The following is an 18,730-nucleotide window of genomic DNA, read 5'->3' on the forward strand; positions in this document are numbered from 1 at the left end:
CCCGCTTCCGGAACGCCCGTTTTCTTCCCCGTCGAAGACCTTCCCGTTTCTAACCGGCAACGGTCCCCTTGGCCAGCTCCGATTTCAGGAGCTTGTCGATCTCCTTCTTGAGCAGGCTTTTCTGGTCGTCCGACATCACGGACATCACGCTGCGCTCGATCCTCAAGGATTCCCCCTCGAACCCGAGCTTGTTCAGCTTGATAAGATCGGTCGCGAAGATCGGGATGTCGAGCTGCTTCACGTCATCACCCTTTACTTCCTTCTTGGCGAGGTTCGCGTACTTCTTCGTGATGGCGCTCGCCTGCTGCAGCTGGCTTCTCAACATCCTGGAGACATCGATGTCCTTCTTGCTGACGACGTCCTCGGATTTCGCGGTGATGATGATCTTCTCGATGTCGTCGCTGACGGCACTCAGGCGCACCAGGCTGATCTCCGCCTTGCCGTTTTCGTCGAGCATGACCGGGATGCTGGCACCATCGCCGGAGCTGACGGTAATTTCCTTGTTCACCAGCGGCAGCTTGACGAACTCGTCCTTCTCATCGAGCAGCTTCTTGTCGGACTTGATTTCGGTACGCTCCACGCGGCTGGTGGACTCGATGTTCATGAAGGGATTGAGCCCCGCAAAGCTCGTATCCAGGATGGAATCGGTGATGCTGTTGGGGATCAGGCCAAGCAGGAGGAAGTCCGCCAAATTGACAACGACGCCAACCGGCAGCAGCGCAACCCCGACCGGAACCTCGTAAAACTCGCGCAGCCCCTGGTACGGCGTCGAGAAATCGTAATCGGTCTTCATCTCGTACGACTTCACCCTGAACGCCTTGGAATCCTGTACCGCCACGCTGATCTGCGGCACGGTGACCAGCGACCCGGTGTTGGAATCGATGTCCACCGTGTGGGTCTTCTGATCCCGGATCACCTGGCTTTCCGTGATCGTGCTCACCTTGACGTGATTCGCGCACCCCAAAGAAAGCAGACATGACACTACGACCGAAACTTTCCCGACTTTTTTAAGCATTTGAAACTCCCTCCTCATCTTCCACTCATTTAATGATGCTTCTCAAAAAACACAATCAGCGCCGTCTCAAAGAATAACAACGGGCATGGCCTCGGTTTATGAGTCTTATCGCCATCAAGGCTGCCCCTGTAAGTATCGTGAGTATCGGTTTATATACAATATCAGTTGCTATGGCAAACAGATTGTGGGGCAAAGTGATAAAAATTACCGTCCTTTCCGGGCCTTAGAGGGAAAATGGTGTCTATCGACCCCAATTTTTGCATTCCTCCGGCGCCACCGCCACGGTCACCAGCACAGCGATCCAATGACATCTCTCCACCCTCCCATGCGCAGCGACACATTCAAGCGGAATGAGAATCATCCGATACGGTGGGAAGGCGGGAAAAGTTGCTTCATTATCCGGCCCACAGCATCCTGAGACGATAGGGAGAAACAAGATGTTCGAAGACGTGAAGGTGATCCTGGCGGACGACGACCCCCTCAACCTCGACCTGCTCGAGAAGATGCTGCAACAGTTCGAGTGCACCCTGATCAGGGCCGGCGACGGCCAGCAGGTGCTCGACGCCATCACTGCCGCCCCCCAGGTGGACCTGGTGGTCATGGACCTCAAGATGCCGGTTTTGGACGGCTACGAGGTGCTGCGCCGGATCAAGCAGGACGTGCACTGGCACGACATACCGGTGGTGGTGGTGACTGCGGACGGCGCGGAGGTGGCAACCGTCCTCGAACTGGGCGCCAACGATTTCATCGCCAAGCCGTTCAACCTCATCGAACTGCGCCATCGCGTCATGAACCAGATCCGCAACAAGAGGCTTGCCGATTTCGCCAAGGATACCAACGCGGTGCTCGAGGTGGAGGTAGCCAAAAGAACCGCGGCCCTGCAGCAGGCGCTGGCGAAGGCCCTGCAGACCGAGTACGAGATCTCGCTGCGCCTGGGCCGGGCGGCCGAGTTCAGGGACCAGGAAACCGGCTCGCACCTGAAGTGCATCAGCCAGCTTTCCAAGCGCCTGGGACAGCTGGCCGGCATCCCCGCCGACCAGTGCGACATTTTGTACTTCGCCTCGCTGCTGCACGACGTGGGAAAGATCGGCATCCCCGACTCGATACTGCTCAAGCCGGGCAAGCTAACGCCGGAGGAGTTCGCGGCCATGAAGGAGCACACGGTGATAGGGGGGAAGATCATGTCGGGAGCCCGGGATTACCCGGTCATCGAGGCGGGGAGGATCATCGCGCTGCAGCATCACGAGAAGTGGGACGGGAAGGGGTACCCTTACGGGCTCAAGGGGGAGGAGATACACATCTTCGCGAGGGTGGTGTCGATTGTGGACGTATTCGACGCCCTTTTGACCGAGAGGGTCTACAAGCGGGCCTTCAGCCCCGAGGAAACCGCCGGGATCATGATGGACGAAAGCGGCAGTTCCTTCGATCCGCATCTGCTCGAGCTGTTCTTCAAGCACGTCGAGGAGTTCCTGGACCTCCAGAAAAACATCCACGCCGACGCTCACCCCTTCGCCAGCATCACCGAAATGATCCGTTAGCCCCCGTCCCCCACATCCGCGCGGCGCCAGGTTCCCCACGCCGCCGGCGGCCCCCATGGCGGCGGACGGCTCCCGGCCGGTCAGGGGTTGTGTCGCTCCTTGGCGCGGATGCGCTGCAGTTTCTGGCTCAAATCGGCCAGACGGTAGGGCTTCTGGATGAACCCGGCCAGCCCCCTGCCGGTGAACCTCTCGGTGATCTCCTGCTCGCTGAAGCCGCTGGAAAGGATCACCTGCACCTGCGGATCCAGCGACCGCAAGAGCTGCAGGGCCTGTTCTCCGTCCAGGTGAGGCATGGTGAGGTCGAGGATCACGCAATCCACCTCGTCCTTGCACCGTTGGAACATCTCCACGGCGGCCAAGCCATCCTCGGCGGTGAGCACGCTGTAGCCAAGGCTCTCCAGCATCTCCCGCCCCAGGCTGCGGATCGCCTCCTCGTCGTCGACCAGCATCACGGTGCCTGAGCCGGAGGCCGCAATGGCGTGTCGCTCTTCTTGCGCGGTCTGCCGGCTTTCGGCGCGGCAGGCGGGCAGGTACACCCGGAACAGGGTTCCCCGCCCCGGTTCGCTGTGCACCTCGATGGTCCCCTTGTGCCCGCGGACGATCCCCAGGACGGCAGCCATCCCCAGCCCTCTCCCGGTGAACTTGGTGGTGAAGAAGGGGTCGAAGATCTTGGACAGGGTCTCCTGGTCCATGCCGCATCCGTCGTCGTCGACCTCGAAGTAGACGTAGAGCCCCTCCTGGAGCCGGTCGTTGAGCCACAACCGCGACAGGGCGGCGTCATCGAGTTCCCTGACGCCGGTACGGACCCTGATCGCCCCTTCCCTGTCGCCGATCGCCTCCGAAGCGTTTATCACGAGGTTCATGATGACCTGGCGGATCTGCGTCGCGTCCACCTCCAGCGGGGGGAGGTCGCCGGCCAGTTCCAGGCGCATCTGCGCCTTCTTGGAGATGGATACATCCAGCATGTGGCTCATCTCCCTGATGAGGGAGTTGAGGTCCAGCACCTCGATGACGAAGCTCCCCTTTCCAGAGTAGGCGAGCATCTGCTGGGCGAGGTCGGCCGCCCGTTGCGACGATTTCTCGATGTTCTGCAGGTTGCTCCGTGCCGGGGATTCCTGTGGCAGCCGCAGTAGCGCCAGTTCGGCATTCCCCATGATGGCCATGAGGATGTTGTTGAAGTCGTGGGCGATCCCCCCGGCCAGCACCCCCAGGCTCTCCAGCTTCTGGACGTGCAGGATCTGCGCTTCCATCTGCGTCTTCTCCTGGGATAGGCGCCGTTCATCGCTGACATCGCGCCCCACCACCAGCAGGTGTTTCTTGTCCCTGATCATCAGGCGGGACAGGATGTAGGACATCGCGACGTCCTTGCCGAAGCTCGTGTGCAGGTCTACCTCGCGCACCCGGGCCACCCCGTCTTCCAGCACCTGTTCCGCAACCTCCACGAGGCCGCTTTCCCGCCACGAATGCAGATCCCGGAAGTTCTGGCGCTGCATCTGCTCCAGGTCGCCCCCGGCGATATCGGCGGTGGCCTGGTTCAACAGGATGCACTGCCCCGACTCGCCGTCGAAGATGCGGATCCCCATCGGGGAGTACTGCATCAGTGATTCGAACAGCAGCAGGTTTTCACGTCGCTCCTCTTCGCTCTTTCTGTGCCCGGTGATGTCCCGGGTTATCCCCAGCAGCGAGACGATCTCTCCATGATCGTTGCGGAAGGGGACGGCGTGGGTGTCAAGCCAGACCCGCCCCCCCTTAAGCCCGATCGCCTCGAACACCAGGTTGCCGGGTATGCCGAGAAAGACGTTCCGGGTCAGCTCCATGAAAGCCTCCCGGTACTCCGGTGCGACCAGGTCGTAAACGCACGCCCCCTGCACCTGGGCCAGCGAATCCGCCTGTATCATCCCGAGCCCGGCACTGTTCATCATCTGCAGGCGCCCCTCTCTGTCGAGGAGCTTCACGCATTCGGGTTCCGTCTGGATGATCGTATTCAAAAACGCCTCGCTGCGGGCCAGTGCGTCTTCCCTGGCGCGCAACTGCTCCGCCATCGCGTCGAAGCTCCGGGCCAGGCTCCCAAGCTCCCCCCCCACCACGAGGGAGGAAATCTTGACCTCGGAATCCCCCCCGGCGAGCCTCTCCGAGGCGTCCTCGAGGACCTTGATGCGGTCGCCGATACAGCGTTTGCCGATCACGATGGCGCAGCCACAGGCGAGGAACAGAACCGACGACAGCAGCACGATGCTGTAGCCGAGCGCGCGGCGGGCATCGCGGGTAGCCACCTCGATGGGTATGCCGGCCGTCACGTACAGGTAGGGGGTGGTTTCCCCCGGCAGCCGCAGTTTGCGGTAGGAGATGATCCTGTTGTCGCCCTGCAGACCGGCGCGGACGTGGGTGTCGACATCCGGTCCTTGCTGTATCTTACGAAAGGCCGCCTCCGGGTAGGACTTGCCGACGTACCTCTCCTGGTCGATACCCCGGGCGAGGATGATGCCCTTGTGGTCGAGGATCACAAAACTGGACCGCGGGGGGAGGTTCATCTGCTGCAGCAGTTTTCCGTAATTGCCGATGTTGATGCTGACCCCGATCACCCCCGCCGCCCCCCCCCGCTCGTCTTTGAGCGGGTACCCCAGGTTGAAGACCGGCTTGGTGCTGATCCGGCTCACGATGTACTCGCCCGAGGAGAGCCTGCCGCTGGCGACGGCGTTTTTAAAGAAGCGCCTGGAGCTGACGTCGAGGGGCTGTTTCGTGGGGACCGCGGTCGCCCACATCCTCCCCCGCGGGTCCGAAATGGTGATGTTGCCGTACATCGGGTTCAGCTTGAGCAGCTCCCTCAGGATCGGCTCCACTTTCGACTTGTCCCGTTCCTTCACCTCGGGGAGCTGCGCCAGCGAGGTCATCAGCTGCTCGGCCGCCACAACCAGGTTGTGCTGCTCGGTCGCGATCCTCTCGCTTAGCTGCATGGTCTCATGCCGTGCCTCTTCCAGCATGGCGTTGCGGAACTCGATTCCGGAATAGAGGATGACGCCGGCCGCCGGCAGAGCGACGACGAACACGATGAGCAGCAGTAAAAAGCGGATGGACAGCGAGGATGGGCGAAACATCATACCTCTCTCTAAGGGCGAAACATTGACAAAGTGCCTCCGAAGGCTTTATGTATCTTAGCAGAAATTAAAGCGGCCAAAAATGTGACATTCCGAAAGAGAGAGTGCTATATGTCATTGCCGCGCCGCAGTTAACCTGTCAAGAGTGCCGTCTTTGCTTCCTGACCAGGAATGATGTTCCGCTGTTCCAGTCCCTCTCCCCGTGGGAGAGGGTGCCCGAAGGGCGGGTGAGGGGGGATGTGGATCTATGCGGAGAAAGATCGCCGCCGATCACCCCTTCGCTTGGCGCAGTCTCCCAGCCCATGCCGCGCGAGGTGGAGTCATGAACGTCTACAATGAACTGTTTCTCCCCCATCTCACCAACTGCGCCTGCGGTTTCAAGGCGCTTGCCCGCCAGCGGGAGCTGATCGTCCCGCTGGCGACCGGGCGCGTGCTGGAGGTAGGCATGGGAACGGCGCTTAACCTTCCTTTCTACGACAGGGAGAAGGTGAGCTCCCTTTGGGGGCTGGAGCCTTCGCCGGGGATGCGCAAGGCGGCGGAGAAAAACGTGCGGCGAAGCGGGATCGAGGTCCGCTGGCTCGACCTCTCCGCTTCCGCCATCCCGCTGGAGGATGCGACAGTCGACACGGTGCTCCTCACCTTCACCTTGTGCAGCATAGCCGACTGGCGCGGGGCTTTGGCGGAGATGCGGCGCGTGCTCGCGCCGCGGGGAAGGCTGCTGTTTTGCGAGCACGGCGCCGCGCCCGACGACGGCGTACTGAGATGGCAGCGGCGGGTCACGCCGTGGTGGAAACGGGTGGCGGGAGGATGTCACCTGGATCGTCCCATCCCGCGGCTGATCGAGACTTCGGGCTTCAGGATCGACAGACTCGATTGCGGGTACATGGAGGGGGTGCCAAGGCTTGCCGGGTATGTCTATCGCGGCTGCGCGCAAAAGGGGTGAGGAAGCGGGTTTGCCTTGCCCGCGGCACGCCCCGCCGAGGGGGAGGTGGAGGTCGGCGTCCCCCCCCTTGTTGTCATGAAGGTGGACGTGCGCCAGACGGGAGCCGAAACGCTCGATGATCTCGTCGGCGCTGCTGGTCTTGAGCATGAGCTCGGTGTGCCCGATGTCCAGGTGCAGCCCCAGTTCCGGCAGGGGAGCGGGTCTGGCACCACCTCGTCACACAGCGGCCGGTAAACAGCTCTTCAATACCTCCCGCAGCACCGACAGCTTGTACGGTTTCGGGACAAACCCGGCCACCCCCTTTCCGGCGAACTTGCGGGTCACCTCGTACTCGCTGAAGCCACTGGACATGATCACCCGGGCGCCGGGATCGATCTCGCGCAGTTCCCTGAAGCACTGTTCGCCGTCCATGTGCGGCATGGTCAGGTCGAGAACGACCACGGCGATGTCCGGCCGCGCGGCGTACACCTGCACCGCCTCGCAGCCGTCGGCGGCGGTGAGGACCTCGAAGCCGAGTTCGCGCAGCATGTCGCCGCCGATCCCACGCACCGTCTCCTCGTCGTCCACCAGCAAGGCGACGCCGCTGCCGCACCAGCTTTCATCATCCACCCCGCACGCTTGGGCGTCGTCAGGCGCCTCGAGCGGTCGTCCGCTCGCCGGCAGCAGCACCTTGAAGTTGCTCCCCCGGCCCGGCTCGCTGTAGACCTTGATGGCCCCCTGGTGGCCGCGGATGATGCCCAGCACCGCCGCCATGCCAAGGCCCCTGCCGGTGAACTTGGTGGTGAAGAAGGGGTCGAAGATCCTGGAAAGGGTTTCCCTGTCCATGTAGCACCAGGATTTTCTTGGGGACGGAGGCCTCGACATTGCATGGCAGGACCAACAGGGATATCAAGCAAAGGCATAAGAGAAGACATCTGAGAAGTAGTCTGGACATTCAGCTCTCCATTCTCAGAAAAAGGGGGTGTGAATAGTTGCCATGTTTACACTTTCTCAGAGAGTTGAAAAATCGGCAGCTAAATCTTGCCAGATAAGAGACAAGAGGAAGGATGTGATAATGCGTAACCTTTTTGGCCGGACCACCTACTCAGATGGCCGTAACTTCAGGTACGCCCTTTTGGCGTTCTTCGCCTGCCTCATGACGCCTGCCGAGCGCAGGGTGAAGAGCGTGTCCATGGGCACTCCCCCGCTTGCCAGCACCTTGGCTGTCCAGGTGTTGCAGGTATGGGTGATGAGGTAGTAGCCCCGGGCCTCGAAGAACCGGTTTTCCCGGTGCGGTGCCCCCTTCAAGGGGTAAGGATGCCGCACCGGGTCGAACTTGAAGCTCGCACGCAGCTGGTCCTTCAGATGTTTCAATCCCGTTTCCGATAGTTTCAGCTCGACCATGTCGCTGCCGCTGAACTGTTCTGCCGGTGTTGCCGGTATGGAGAAGACGTGCATGACGCTGGGATTTCTCCAGAACACAGCCTTCAAAAAGATAGGCGCCGTGACCTTGTCCGCCTGGTAAAACTCCGCCTCGCCCCATCCGAACTCGTAGTAGCGCCCGGGACGGAGGTACTCCCTGACAAAGCCTAACTCCTCACCCAGGTCTTCGCTCGACAGAGCGATCCCCGCATGCCAGCCGTGGGCGATGACGTAGATGGATCGTTCCTCCGCCCGCGTCGCCGGCAGGTAGTTCCACTTTTTGCTGCCGGCGCAACCGCTCAGCACCAGCACGAGGGGGACAAGAAGCAGGACCACCCACCATTGCAGTGCCGGTCCCCGTGCAAGAAGTGATTTGCTGCCGCGCGTCTTTTCCATGAGAACCTCCACGCAGCAAATAATGACAGGAAATTTTAAACTTTGGAGTAGCACTACTGGAAGGGAGCACGACAGCGAGGCGTGATGGTCCCACCAAATGACCAGATGCCGGCACGGTATGGGAGGCCTGCACAAACATCCAGACCATGAGGAGACTTTGCTATGAACTCACTCCTGCCTCACTATATCGACCGAGATCTCCACGGCCGGAATGGTTCCTCTGTTCTCGAGCCAGTGCGTGGTGTTGCGATCCTCTGGCCAGCCCACCCCTGGTCCGTAGTCCGTGGCGATTCCATCCCGATGGTCAGTGATCGTTCCTTGCAGGATGTAGACGGTGCCGGGTCTGTCCTTATGGTCGTGAACCGGGCCGAACACGCCTCCGGGTTCGATGGTCACCAAACGCATACGAAGTTGGCGCCCCGCCATCCCCTCTATCTCGGGACCAAGGTCAACCGTCGCAAGTAACTTCACCGTTACACCTTTTGTCTCAGGCGCCACCTGTTCGTTGCTCATCGCGCTCTCCTCTTGGTACTTTCAGGACCAGCCGCAATGTAGAATCTTGCCGTTTTCGGTCGGAGCCTCTACTTCTTGAAGTGTAGCTCTTTACCGTTGCCTCGTGTCAAGGGGTGACCCACCCGATACTCGTCACATGCATTGATCACAGAATGTTAACAGCACGCGCCGCAAGTAGAGCAATGACCAGCAAGGATATGATCGATTGCAGCATCATCAGGACTTTCGCCCAGCGCGACAGGACCGGTACATCCGTCGGGGAGAAGGCTGTGGAGGTATTAAAGGCGAGGAAGAGGTAGTCAATGAAATTCGGTGACCACTCGTGCAATCCCGCGGCATGCCTTCTTTCCGGCGCCATCGTCATCTGTGGAAAAAGGAAAGCGCCCTGTGAGTGATCCCCTCGTAGAGCCCGTTTGTGCGGCCCACCGGCATCCAGCCGCCAGTACCACGATGCGAATACCAAGATATTGGATAACCAGAGAGCTGCAGCGGACATCAGAAGCTCTTGCGGCATTTCCTTATGCGAAGGCAATGCCCTGATCAGCAACGCCAAAGAGATGATCAGGAAAATCGTCACCACGCCATTCAAGATGTAACCCAGCACCTGGTTTACAGTGTGGGCGCCTTGGTAATACGTGATGAGGACAGGAACGATAAGCGCGGAAATGACGACCAAAGGGAACCAACGCGTCCCACCAATCAGCAAAGAGGAGGGGAGTGCGGCGTACAGGCCGCCAAGTGCCAGCAACGCACTTAATGCCGGCCAGCGGGACTGCCAGGTGGCCTTCTTGGGTGAATTCTCGTCCATCTGTGTCATGGTTATCTCACATTCCAGTGTCTAAACTTCCCAAACCGGCTCCCCCTCCTCCCGTAGGCGGGGCAAGCAGAAGCTGAATCCCCCGCAGCAGAGCAAGGCTTGAGGCATACAATCGACCACGCGGTCCAGGCGAAGTTATACCAGCTGTTTGTGCGGAGTATAAAATGCCTAACGCTCCCGTTCTCTCACGCGGGGGGCACCTCTTCCTGGATGAGCAGGTGATTGGACCGGCGTAGGCTTTATCAACCTAATTCCTGTAAATCCCACAATTATCACCAACAACCACGCAATTCCCAACAGGAGAAGGATGTCGGCTCCTTCAGAACGGGAAACCGAACCGACGCCCTTGTGGCTAACATATGACGCAGGAGAGAGTGTTAAGCCCAGTAAAACAACCGACAACGCGATGCAGACACATCCGAAGAAAAACCTTGATGCCTTCAACTCAACATCAGGGCGCTCACGAGGTGGGACCGAAGCCAGTATCTTACCGCACGAATAGCATTTCGCATCGTCGGCGAAAATCAGAGTGTCGCAACTCGGGCAAGTCAGCACTTTTCCTCCACTCTGAGATCCTTCCGATGATGCTTGTCCCCCTTGATCAGGCAGGGCTATGGGAAAGGTTTTATTGCATCTTGGGCATTGGGCATGGCCAACATGACGAGGGAGGGTTTCGTACTCCTTATTGTACCCGCAGTGAGGACAACAGATTTTGATCATAGCCTTACCATTCATGAAATCGACCGGTGATCGGGCCAACCGTTTGGGTGGAGAAGAGGCTTCACCGCTCCGCCACCTGGTTTAGCCTTTCTCGCAACGGCACAAACAAACGCGCCTCAATTACTATCTTTCATGTATTACAACAAATACACGGCACTATATTGAGATCCTCCATACATGTCAAAGCCGAAGTGACGCGCCCTTGAACTGGTGTATTCCAGCGCTGCTGGATTTCATGAGGCAGTCAAGGGTTCACATCATCCGGAACGCGGAATATCACGGCCTGCTCGATGCCAGGATGATCATCAGCGCCTCCTGGAGTCGAGGCTCCCGTGGCTGAGCACCTCGTCGAAGGCGAAGTTGTCAAACACCTCGATCATTTCCGGGTCGGTGACCTTCAGGGTCGACTGGTGATTTGGAAAGAGTTCGTCATGGTTTTTTTCTGCAGTCTCGCTGATAGCCATATGATCCTCTTTACCTCAATTTGTCGTATTCGACTTCCGCTACCGGCTCCAGCCAGGTTGCTGGTCCCTTTTCGGGGTGGACCTCGATGGCAAGGTGCACAAACCAGCTATCTTTGGCCGCGCCATGCCAGTGTTTGACGTCGGCCGGGATTTCGACCACGTCTCCGGCACCTAGCTCCCTCGCCTGCCGTAAATCTGTGCGGTATCGAAGAAGGTCACGCCGCGTTCCGCGGCCGCCCGGACAAGCGCAACGGCCGCCTCCCTATCGGTTGCCGGTCCATAACCATGGCTGAGCCCCATGGCGCCGTAGCCAATGGCCGAGACTTCGAGGCTCCTACCAAGAATTCGTTTTTGCATGATCATTCTCCTTAAATGTGCTCGAGATGTTCAGGAATCCCCGTCGAGAGTTTCAGCCCCGGGTTATGTTTTCCGCTGTCACTCACAGATCGAGCTTTCTTTCGCCCAGCCACTTGACCATCATCGGGTCACGATGATCGAAGAAGCTGCTCTGTTTCCGATCCAGGGTCGCTATGGCCGCCATATCTTCAGCGCTAAGGGTAAAATCAAGCACGTCGAAATTTTCCCTCATCCGTGCGGGGTGCACAGACTTCGGGATTGCAACAACTCCTCTCTGGGTCAGCCAGCGCAGGACAACCTGCGCGACAGTTTTGTTGTATTTCTTGCCGATAGACAGCAACAACTCGTTGGTAAAAATATCGTTCTTCCCTTCGGCAAAGGGTCCCCAGGATTCGATCTGCACTTGGTTCTCCTGAAGGAATTCCTGGGTTTCGACCTGCTGGCAGAAGGGATGGGTTTCGATCTGATTGACAGCGGGAACCACGTCGTTGTGGACGATGAGGTCCATCACCCGGTCAGGCTGGAAGTTACTGACCCCGATCGCCCTGATCCTTCCGGCCCGATAGAGCTCTTCCATTGCCCGCCACGAACCGTAGATATCGCCGAAAGGCTGATGAATCAGGTAGAGGTCCAGGTAATCGAGCTGCAGCTTGTTAAGCGACTTTTCAAAGGCCTTTTTGGTGTTCTCGTAGCCGGCATCCTGGATCCACAGCTTCGTCGTGACGAAAAGCTCGTCCCGCGCAACGCCGCTTTTGCTGAGCGCACTACCGACGGCTTCTTCGTTCATGTAGGACGCCGCGGTGTCGATCAGGCGATAGCCGATCTGAAGGGCATCAGAGACGCTCCGTTCGCACTCTTGGGGATCAGGCACCTGAAAAACACCGAATCCGAGAATGGGCATCTCCACGCCGTTATTCAAAGTAATATTTTCCATGCTATTTCTCCTTTCGAACAGAAAAACGGTCCCGGCCGCAACGCCTGCGAAAACACCGGCACCCAAAGCTGCAATGGCTCCTGACAGCAGGACGCGGTCATAGGCACTGCGGCTTTTGGCGCGTATTTAATGCAGTTCAACGGCAACTTTGGGAAAGGGGTCGGCCGACGCCAGGCCCTTGCCGAGCCAGGCGATGGTCCGGCCCAGATGCTCCATGTTGTGCAGTGCCTCCTCATCACCTCGCACCTCCTCTTTGAGACACCCCACGCCCAGGTTCCAGTACAGGGAGCCGGGGACGATCATCGAGGAGGTGAGGAACATATGGTTGATGGTGTCGAAGACGTGGGTCGCACCGCCGCGGCGGACCGCCACGACCGCAGCCCCGATCTTGCCGCTGAAAGCGCCGCCGTTCGCCAGCGCAACAAAGCCGGCCCGATCGATGAGAGCCTTCAGCTCCGAAGTGACATCGGCAAAGTAGGTCGGCGAGCCGAGGATAATCGCGTCGGCGGCAAACATCTTTTCTATATACTCGTTCATGGTGTCGCTCTCGATGGCGCACTTGCTGTTTTGCCGTTCGACGCACTGCATGCAGGCTACGCAGCCCCGCAGTGGTTTCCCGCCTATCCGCAGGTACTCGGTGTCCCAACCCGCCGCCTCCAAGGGTTCCAGAGCTTTCTTAAGGAGAATCTCGGTGTTGCCGCCCGGTCTAGGGCTGCCGTTTATAGCAATTGCTTTCATTCACTTTCCTTTCACTTGTCGTTTAGAATGCCATCCGCATGATCTGAAGAGCCTCGTCCTTCGATTTGCCCTTTGCCGAAGTAAGCGGTGGTGGGAATGCTGAAAATGAAATTGTTCACTTTGGTTCTCCTGAAAGTTTTTTTAGATGTAGAAATGAAGAAGTCGTTCGGTTACGGGGGCAGCGAGCCCTGCGCTCACTTCGGCGCCAGATCGCCGAACCAGTAAGAGGCTGTGACCCCGCCGTCCATCAGGAAATCGCTGCCGGTGATGAAGGTCCCGTCCGGCCCCATCAGCAGAGCAGCAACCGCCCCCACCTCATCCGGGGTTCCGGCACGCCCGGCCGGAGAGAGCTCGATCATGCGGCGGTAGCCCTCGCCACGCGGACCGGTGAGTTCGTCATTAGCAAGAGGAGTGATAATGATGCCCGGGCTTATCGTGTTGACCCGTGCGCCACGCTTGCCCCACCGCACGGCCTCAGCCATGACCCGCAGCGAGTTGCCGCGCTTGGAAATCTGGTAAGCGTGGAGGGGGTCAGTCACCTGGTCCGGCTGGAGCATCGGCAAAGCGAGCAGTTCCTCGGCAGGGGTTGTCGCCAACGCCTTGTCCTGCTCAGGAGTCAGAGCCGGGAGGCGGTGCCCGGACTGGGAAGCGATTACCACCCCTGCCCCGCCAGGCACGATCACGTTGCCGAATTCCTCGAGCACCAGCGCCGTGCCGTACAGATCGACCTTGAGGATGGTAGCCGGTGCTGCTTGAGAGGGGGAAACACCAGCGGCATGAATGACACCAGAGACGGGGCCGATCGCGGTGGCCGTCTCGACCAGGGTGTGAACCGAGTCACGCGAGGATACATCGACGATTGCCGTGCTCACCTTGTATCCGGCATCGCCGAGGACCTTCGCAGCCACCTCGACATTATCCTGACGTAGATCGGCCAGCAGGACGTGCTTGCCGACGCTGACCCGCCGCGCTATAGCCTGGCCGATCGATCCGGCACCGATAACTACGATTACGTTGCTCATAACTAGCTCCTATCAAATGCTTTGCGAGACTCCTCTGCTATTCCTCCGAAAGGGACAGCAGTTCTTTGGAGAGTCGGTCTCCCTGGATGGCGATCACCGCAAGCCGCCTCTCGATCTCTTGCAGGTCGGTCGGCGTCAGCTCCAGTGAGGCGGATTTTATGTTGTCCTCTATGTATTCGAGCTTATCCATGCCAGGAATGGGGACGATGAACGGCTTTTGTGCCAGCAGCCACGCCAGGGCGATCTGCACCGTAGAGACTCCTTTGCCGCGGGCAATGTCGTTTAGCATTTCCACCAGGGGCATGTTGGCTTTCATCGCTTCCCGTGTGAAGCGGGGGAAGGTGGCCCGCAGGTCGGTCGCACTGTCGAACTCGGTGTCGGGGGTGATGGCACCAGTCAGAAAGCCAGTGCCGAGGGGGCCCCAGGGACGAAGCCAATCCCCAACTCCTCGCACACCGGCAACACCTCGGCTTCCGGCTCCCGGGTCCAGATGGAATACTGATTCTGCACTGCGGCCACCGGCTGCACCGCGTGAGCGCGGCGAATAGTGTCGGCTCCTGCCTCGGAAAGACCGAAATGCCTGACCTTCCCTGCGTCGATCAGCTCCTTTACTGCCCCGGCCACATCCTCGATCGGCACGTTCGGGTCGACCCGGTGTTGGTAGAACAGGTCGATGTAGTCTGTCCTCAGCCTTTTCAACGAAGCATCCGCGACCTTTTTGATGTGTTCAGGACGGCTGTTGAGTCCGCCATCCTCGGAAATCATGCCGAACTTGGTGGCGAGGATTACTTCCTTGCGGAATGGCTCAAGCGCATGGCCGACCAGTTCCTCGTTGGTGAAAGGGCCGTACGCCTCCGCGGTGTCAAAGAAGGTGATGCCTTGCTCATAGCCGGCCCGGATCACCTCGACCCCTTCGCTGATGTCGACCGCTTTGCCAGTACCGAAGCTCAAGTTCATGCAACCCATGCCGATGGCCGATACCTCCAAACCGCTGTTCCCCAATTTTCGCTTTTTCATACTGTCCTCCGTTTACTGTTTGCAGGAGCGTGCTGATGATTGAATCGTACACCCGTGCAATAAAAGGAGGTAGTTAGATCCTGTCTTATTTTTGCCTGATCGTCTGGATATAAAAAAAAGTGGTGTATCGGGACAAGGGGGCGCCACGGCAACGGATAGGAGGTGTGTTGCGGGCAAACAACTAAATATCCACGAGAGCGCTGGTGCAGGCATGGATACCACTGCCGGTGGGCGGAGAAATGATATTTGCTCATTGGACCGGGGAGGGAAAAGAAAATCCGGTCCATCGGCTAGACCTAAAGGGCGGCGATTGCTGTTTCTTGAGGTGATGTGTGAGGCACAGTCAAACCATCCTGAGGAAAACTTCTTGACACATTAGACCGACCGGTCTAAAGTCCGATGCCATGAAACGAATTCACAATAAAGATGACATCGTCCAGGTCGGGCTCGACCTCGTGCTAAGCAAGGGGTTTAGTGCTACCGGTGTTGAGACGATTCTGAAGCAGGCGAAGATCCCAAAGGGTTCTTTTTACAACTTCTTCTCCAGCAAAGAAGAATTCGGCCTTGCCATTATCGATAAATTTGTCGAGGACAGGATGGAAGTCCTCTATCCCATTTTGGCCGACGACTCTTTACCACCGCTGGAACGTGTCAAAAAGAGCTTCGAAACCATCATCGCCATATTTGAGAGTAATGATTGCTCCAAGGGGTGCTTGCTTGGCAACCTGGGCCTGGAGATGTCCGACCATTTCGAGAACGTTCGGCAACGCCTTGAGCAATCTCTGCAAAACTGGACAAAGGGGTTGTCAGAATTACTCCTGCAAGCCCAGGATGCGCATACCATTCCCGCAGAAATAAACGTTGAAATGCTGGCGGAAAACCTGATTTCGTCATTCCAGGGAGCACTGCTTCGCTCAAAGGTGAAAAAGTCCGCACAGCCATTAAAAGATTTCATCCACTTATATTTCAATGTCTTTCTCTCTCAGCGAGAAGGATAATAAGTTTTTTTTTGCGCCCAACACTACATAGACCGGTCTAAATAGTTGAGAGGAGTAGAGATGAAAGAACGCATACGCGATTTAGCCCTTGGGTGGGGTGTAGATGATGTTGGGTTCGCATCGGTCTGTGACTATCGCAGTCCCAACTCTCCTTCAATTGAGTCTCTGTTCCCCGGCGCCAGATCCATGATCGTCATGGCGTTTCGGGAACTCGCGGCATGCGAAAGCTCAAGCCCACAGATGGCAATGAGCGCCAGGCTCGATCTCATGGAATTTTCCCGTTCCGCCTGTTACCGTATGGGCCGCTTTGTGGAAGGTACGCTCGGCAGCCCCGCCATGACCGTTCCAGTCGGATATCCGATGGATTTCAACACCCCCGGAAAGATCGGAGTAGGTGAAGTGTCGTTGCGTCATGCTGCTGTCGCCGCGGGACTAGGCACCTTTGGCCGCCACAATTTGGTTGTTCATCCTCGCTTCGGGACCAGGGTGATTTTCACGGCAATACTTACCAAACTTGAACTTGCGCCGGATGTGCCCGTGGAAATCAATTCCTGCACCGACTGCGGACTGTGCGTGAGCAACTGCCCTGCAGGTGCACTCGACGATGCGGGAAAGACTGAAGTGCGGAAATGTCTAGGAAAGAGTCAGCCATTCGGAATGGGGGCCAATATCGCTTTCTGGTCCCGCTATGGTGATGCGACCCGCGACGAGCAGAAGGCGATGCTCCAGAGTCCGGAGTACTTAAGCCTGTACCAGGCAGGTTCCATTGGCTATCAATATTACTGCTTTCGCTGCTTCTCGGTGTGCCCGATTGGCCTCAGAAATTAAACGCCAGGTTCATGTGCCGGCAAAGTTAACGGAACAATGAACCCAGGAGGGAAAATGAAGACTCTGTTCGACCCGATCACCATTGCCGGAATGAAGCTGAAGAACCGTTTTTTTCGCTCAGCCACCTACGACGGATTCTCCGACGACAAGGGGCACCCCACTGCAAGACTCTACAAGACTTACGAGGATCTCGCTAAGGGGGGGGTGGGGACCATCATCACCGGTCTCACCTCGGTGAGCGATGCGGAGCAGTTGGAAAGCGGCCAGATGTCCTTCCGCGACGATTCTTTCAGCGCCGAGTACCGGACCATGACGGACGCCGTGCACAACCACGGAGCCGCAATTATCCTCCAACTCGCCTTTTTGGGGTCACAGTGCTACTCCCCTGCCGGGGACAAAACAATTTGGGGTCCCAGTGCCGTCAAAGATGTTGCCTTTGAGAAAACGCCACGGGAAATGAGCAGGGAGGAGATCGCCCGCATGCAGGAGGACTTCGCAATGGGGGCCCTGAGAGCGAAGCAGGCCGGATTCGACGGGGTTCAGCTGCACATGGCGCACGGGTATCTGCTGAGCCGGTTCTTGACTCCCTACTACAACCGCCGCAGCGACGAATACGGCGGCTCCATCGAGAACAGGGGGCGGGCGCTCTTCGAAACCTACTGCGCGGTACGCGAAAAGGTGGGACCGGCGTACCCAGTGCTGATCAAGATCAACAGCGAAGACTTTATTGAACAGGGGATGACCTTCGATGAGTGCCGGTTTGTCTGCAGAAGGCTCGTCGAACTGGGGATAGACGCCATTGAGGTCAGCGGAGGATATGCGTCGTCACCGCCGAGCGCGGGTCCCTGCCGAAAGGAAGAGGGGTACTTTGGCTCGTCTGCCGAGCACCTCGCACAGGAGCTCCCGGTTCCGGTGATCGCGGTTGGAGGAAACCGCGACTTCGACGCCATGACCGAATTTATCCAGCACACGGGGGTCACCGCAGCATCCCTGTCCCGGCCGCTGATCCGCGAGCCCAACCTGGTTGAACGCTGGCAAGGAGGAGACCGCCGTCGCGCGCTTTGCATTTCCTGCAACAGATGTTTCAAGCTGAACGGGACCGCTTGCGTGTTCAGCGCTGAAGCATAGAGGCTTGCTACGTCTGATGATCTACAGGTACAAAAGACGCCGTCAAGCTCCCGCTGAATTTCTCAGGCTGCGGCAGATGTCTGCCGCAGTCTGTTGATGTCTCTCAAGGGAGGCGCACCAAAGAGACGGCCGTACTCGCGGCAGAACTGCGAAGCACTCTCGTACCCCACGTTGAAAGCTGCCGTTGTAGCATCGAGGCGCTCAGCCAGCATCAGGCGCCGGGCCTCGTTCAGGCGCAGCATTTTCTGGTACTGCAGCGGACTCATGGCGGTCAGGGTCCATGCCCATGGCAGTCTTCACCTTTCTGGAAGGATATGACTTCTCTGGAAAGACCATCATCCCGTTCTGCACCCACGAAGGGAGTGGCATGGGACGCAGCGAGAACGATATCCGCAAGGTTTGCCCGGCGGCAACGGTGTTGAGGGGGCTCCCCATCGTGGGCGGCAGCGTTCGGACTGCGGAGGATGCGATCCGGAAATGGCTCGGGCTCCCGCGTCCGTAAAGCGTGAACTGCCGTATCCAACCTCTTATGAGCTTTCTTCCCGCGCTCTGTTGCCGCTGACACATTTCACTCCTTCCCAGTCGCGTCGACTCGTACGGAGTTTCATCCTCTCCTACCATCTACCATGCTGCCCACCACCAACAACTCCGCATTCGCCCGCCCTTGACTTGCGACAAACTTACGAGTATTCTCGCACACCGGATCCCGACGATCTCCCCTCGCCCCTGCGCCTCCCACTGAGGGATAGGGAATGTGGACGCTAGACGACGGGAGATTGCGACACCACGTGTTACGGGTAAAGGAC

The 18,730-nt window shown here is 58.5% G+C and carries 19 protein-coding genes and 2 pseudogenes; 7 read left to right on the top strand and 14 right to left on the bottom strand.

Features of this window, described 5'->3' with window-relative positions:
• Positions 1–49: 49 nt before the first annotated feature.
• Positions 50–1,015, bottom strand: coding sequence for a hypothetical protein (locus KP001_RS13660; RefSeq protein ID WP_217286169.1), 966 nt, complete (start codon positions 1,013–1,015; stop codon positions 50–52).
• A 437-nt stretch (positions 1,016–1,452) separates the two neighbouring features.
• Here KP001_RS13660 and KP001_RS13665 point away from each other — a divergent pair, with 437 nt between their 5' ends.
• Positions 1,453–2,553, top strand: a complete 1,101-nt coding sequence (locus KP001_RS13665; protein WP_217286170.1) for an HD-GYP domain-containing protein — start codon at positions 1,453–1,455, stop codon at positions 2,551–2,553.
• Positions 2,554–2,633: 80 nt separating this feature from the next.
• On the opposite strand, the gene KP001_RS13670 is transcribed toward KP001_RS13665, so the two are convergent.
• The gene (locus tag KP001_RS13670) at positions 2,634–5,651 is read right to left on the bottom strand and encodes a response regulator (protein WP_239027779.1); all 3,018 of its coding nucleotides are present in this window, start codon (positions 5,649–5,651) and stop codon (positions 2,634–2,636) included.
• A 319-nt stretch (positions 5,652–5,970) separates the two neighbouring features.
• Here KP001_RS13670 and KP001_RS13675 point away from each other — a divergent pair, with 319 nt between their 5' ends.
• Both KP001_RS13675 and KP001_RS13680 read left to right on the top strand, forming a co-directional pair.
• On the top strand, positions 5,971–6,591 hold the full coding sequence (locus KP001_RS13675; RefSeq protein ID WP_217286171.1) for a class I SAM-dependent methyltransferase: 621 nt from the start codon (positions 5,971–5,973) through the stop codon (positions 6,589–6,591).
• Between the two features lie 15 nt (positions 6,592–6,606).
• Positions 6,607–6,825 carry a hypothetical protein gene (locus KP001_RS13680; protein WP_217286172.1) on the top strand — a complete coding sequence of 73 codons (219 nt, stop codon included), beginning with the start codon at positions 6,607–6,609 and terminating at the stop codon, positions 6,823–6,825.
• Here the strand turns inward: KP001_RS13680 and KP001_RS13685 are convergent.
• The 11 genes and pseudogenes from KP001_RS13685 to KP001_RS22400 form a co-directional block, all read right to left on the bottom strand.
• Complete coding sequence (locus tag KP001_RS13685) at positions 6,808–7,416, bottom strand: response regulator (RefSeq protein WP_239027780.1); 609 nt, start codon at positions 7,414–7,416, stop codon at positions 6,808–6,810. The two genes, KP001_RS13680 and KP001_RS13685, sit on opposite strands and share 18 nt — an antisense overlap.
• A gap of 255 nt (positions 7,417–7,671) precedes the next feature.
• Positions 7,672–8,388 carry a DUF2459 domain-containing protein gene (locus KP001_RS13690; RefSeq protein ID WP_217286174.1) on the bottom strand — a complete coding sequence of 239 codons (717 nt, stop codon included), beginning with the start codon at positions 8,386–8,388 and terminating at the stop codon, positions 7,672–7,674.
• Between the two features lie 168 nt (positions 8,389–8,556).
• Positions 8,557–8,901: a cupin domain-containing protein gene (locus KP001_RS13695; RefSeq protein ID WP_217286175.1), complete on the bottom strand. Its 345-nt coding sequence runs from the start codon at positions 8,899–8,901 to the stop codon at positions 8,557–8,559.
• A 145-nt stretch (positions 8,902–9,046) separates the two neighbouring features.
• Positions 9,047–9,718 carry a hypothetical protein gene (locus tag KP001_RS13700; protein WP_224961541.1) on the bottom strand — a complete coding sequence of 224 codons (672 nt, stop codon included), beginning with the start codon at positions 9,716–9,718 and terminating at the stop codon, positions 9,047–9,049.
• 1,025 nt (positions 9,719–10,743) lie between these two features.
• Entirely contained in the window at positions 10,744–10,902 is a 159-nt protein-coding gene (locus tag KP001_RS13705; RefSeq protein ID WP_217286176.1) for a hypothetical protein, read from the bottom strand.
• A 10-nt stretch (positions 10,903–10,912) separates the two neighbouring features.
• Positions 10,913–11,062 carry a cupin domain-containing protein gene (locus KP001_RS13710; RefSeq protein WP_217286177.1) on the bottom strand — a complete coding sequence of 50 codons (150 nt, stop codon included), beginning with the start codon at positions 11,060–11,062 and terminating at the stop codon, positions 10,913–10,915.
• 11 nt (positions 11,063–11,073) lie between these two features.
• Complete coding sequence (locus tag KP001_RS13715; protein WP_217286178.1) at positions 11,074–11,259, bottom strand: aldo/keto reductase; 186 nt, start codon at positions 11,257–11,259, stop codon at positions 11,074–11,076.
• 82 nt (positions 11,260–11,341) lie between these two features.
• Positions 11,342–12,193: an aldo/keto reductase gene (locus tag KP001_RS13720; RefSeq protein ID WP_217286179.1), complete on the bottom strand. Its 852-nt coding sequence runs from the start codon at positions 12,191–12,193 to the stop codon at positions 11,342–11,344.
• Positions 12,194–12,319: 126 nt separating this feature from the next.
• Positions 12,320–12,931: a flavodoxin family protein gene (locus tag KP001_RS13725; RefSeq protein WP_217286180.1), complete on the bottom strand. Its 612-nt coding sequence runs from the start codon at positions 12,929–12,931 to the stop codon at positions 12,320–12,322.
• Between the two features lie 194 nt (positions 12,932–13,125).
• On the bottom strand, positions 13,126–13,953 hold the full coding sequence (locus KP001_RS13730) for an SDR family oxidoreductase (protein WP_217286181.1): 828 nt from the start codon (positions 13,951–13,953) through the stop codon (positions 13,126–13,128).
• A gap of 37 nt (positions 13,954–13,990) precedes the next feature.
• A pseudogene (locus KP001_RS22400) lies at positions 13,991–14,970 on the bottom strand (aldo/keto reductase).
• A 404-nt stretch (positions 14,971–15,374) separates the two neighbouring features.
• On the opposite strand from KP001_RS22400, the gene KP001_RS13740 reads away from it, so the two are divergent.
• From KP001_RS13740 to KP001_RS13750, 3 genes are read left to right on the top strand one after another with little or no spacing between them, the layout of a single operon-like run.
• Positions 15,375–15,968: a TetR/AcrR family transcriptional regulator gene (locus tag KP001_RS13740; protein WP_216511226.1), complete on the top strand. Its 594-nt coding sequence runs from the start codon at positions 15,375–15,377 to the stop codon at positions 15,966–15,968.
• A 60-nt stretch (positions 15,969–16,028) separates the two neighbouring features.
• Positions 16,029–16,796 (top strand): 4Fe-4S binding protein, encoded by a 768-nt coding sequence (locus KP001_RS13745; protein ID WP_217286182.1) that lies wholly within the window; start codon positions 16,029–16,031, stop codon positions 16,794–16,796.
• Positions 16,797–16,850: 54 nt separating this feature from the next.
• Positions 16,851–17,924, top strand: coding sequence for an NADH:flavin oxidoreductase (locus tag KP001_RS13750; protein ID WP_217286183.1), 1,074 nt, complete (start codon positions 16,851–16,853; stop codon positions 17,922–17,924).
• A 62-nt stretch (positions 17,925–17,986) separates the two neighbouring features.
• Here the strand turns inward: KP001_RS13750 and KP001_RS13755 are convergent.
• Positions 17,987–18,202 (bottom strand): annotated as a pseudogene (locus KP001_RS13755) (helix-turn-helix domain-containing protein); the annotation flags it as partial.
• 8 nt (positions 18,203–18,210) lie between these two features.
• Here KP001_RS13755 and KP001_RS13760 point away from each other — a divergent pair.
• Positions 18,211–18,426, top strand: coding sequence for a flavodoxin (locus tag KP001_RS13760; protein ID WP_217286184.1), 216 nt, complete (start codon positions 18,211–18,213; stop codon positions 18,424–18,426).
• The last annotated feature ends 304 nt before the right edge of the window (positions 18,427–18,730 follow it).

The sequence above is a fragment of the Geomonas subterranea genome (genome assembly GCF_019063845.1).
Lineage (GTDB): Bacteria > Desulfobacterota > Desulfuromonadia > Geobacterales > Geobacteraceae > Geomonas > Geomonas subterranea.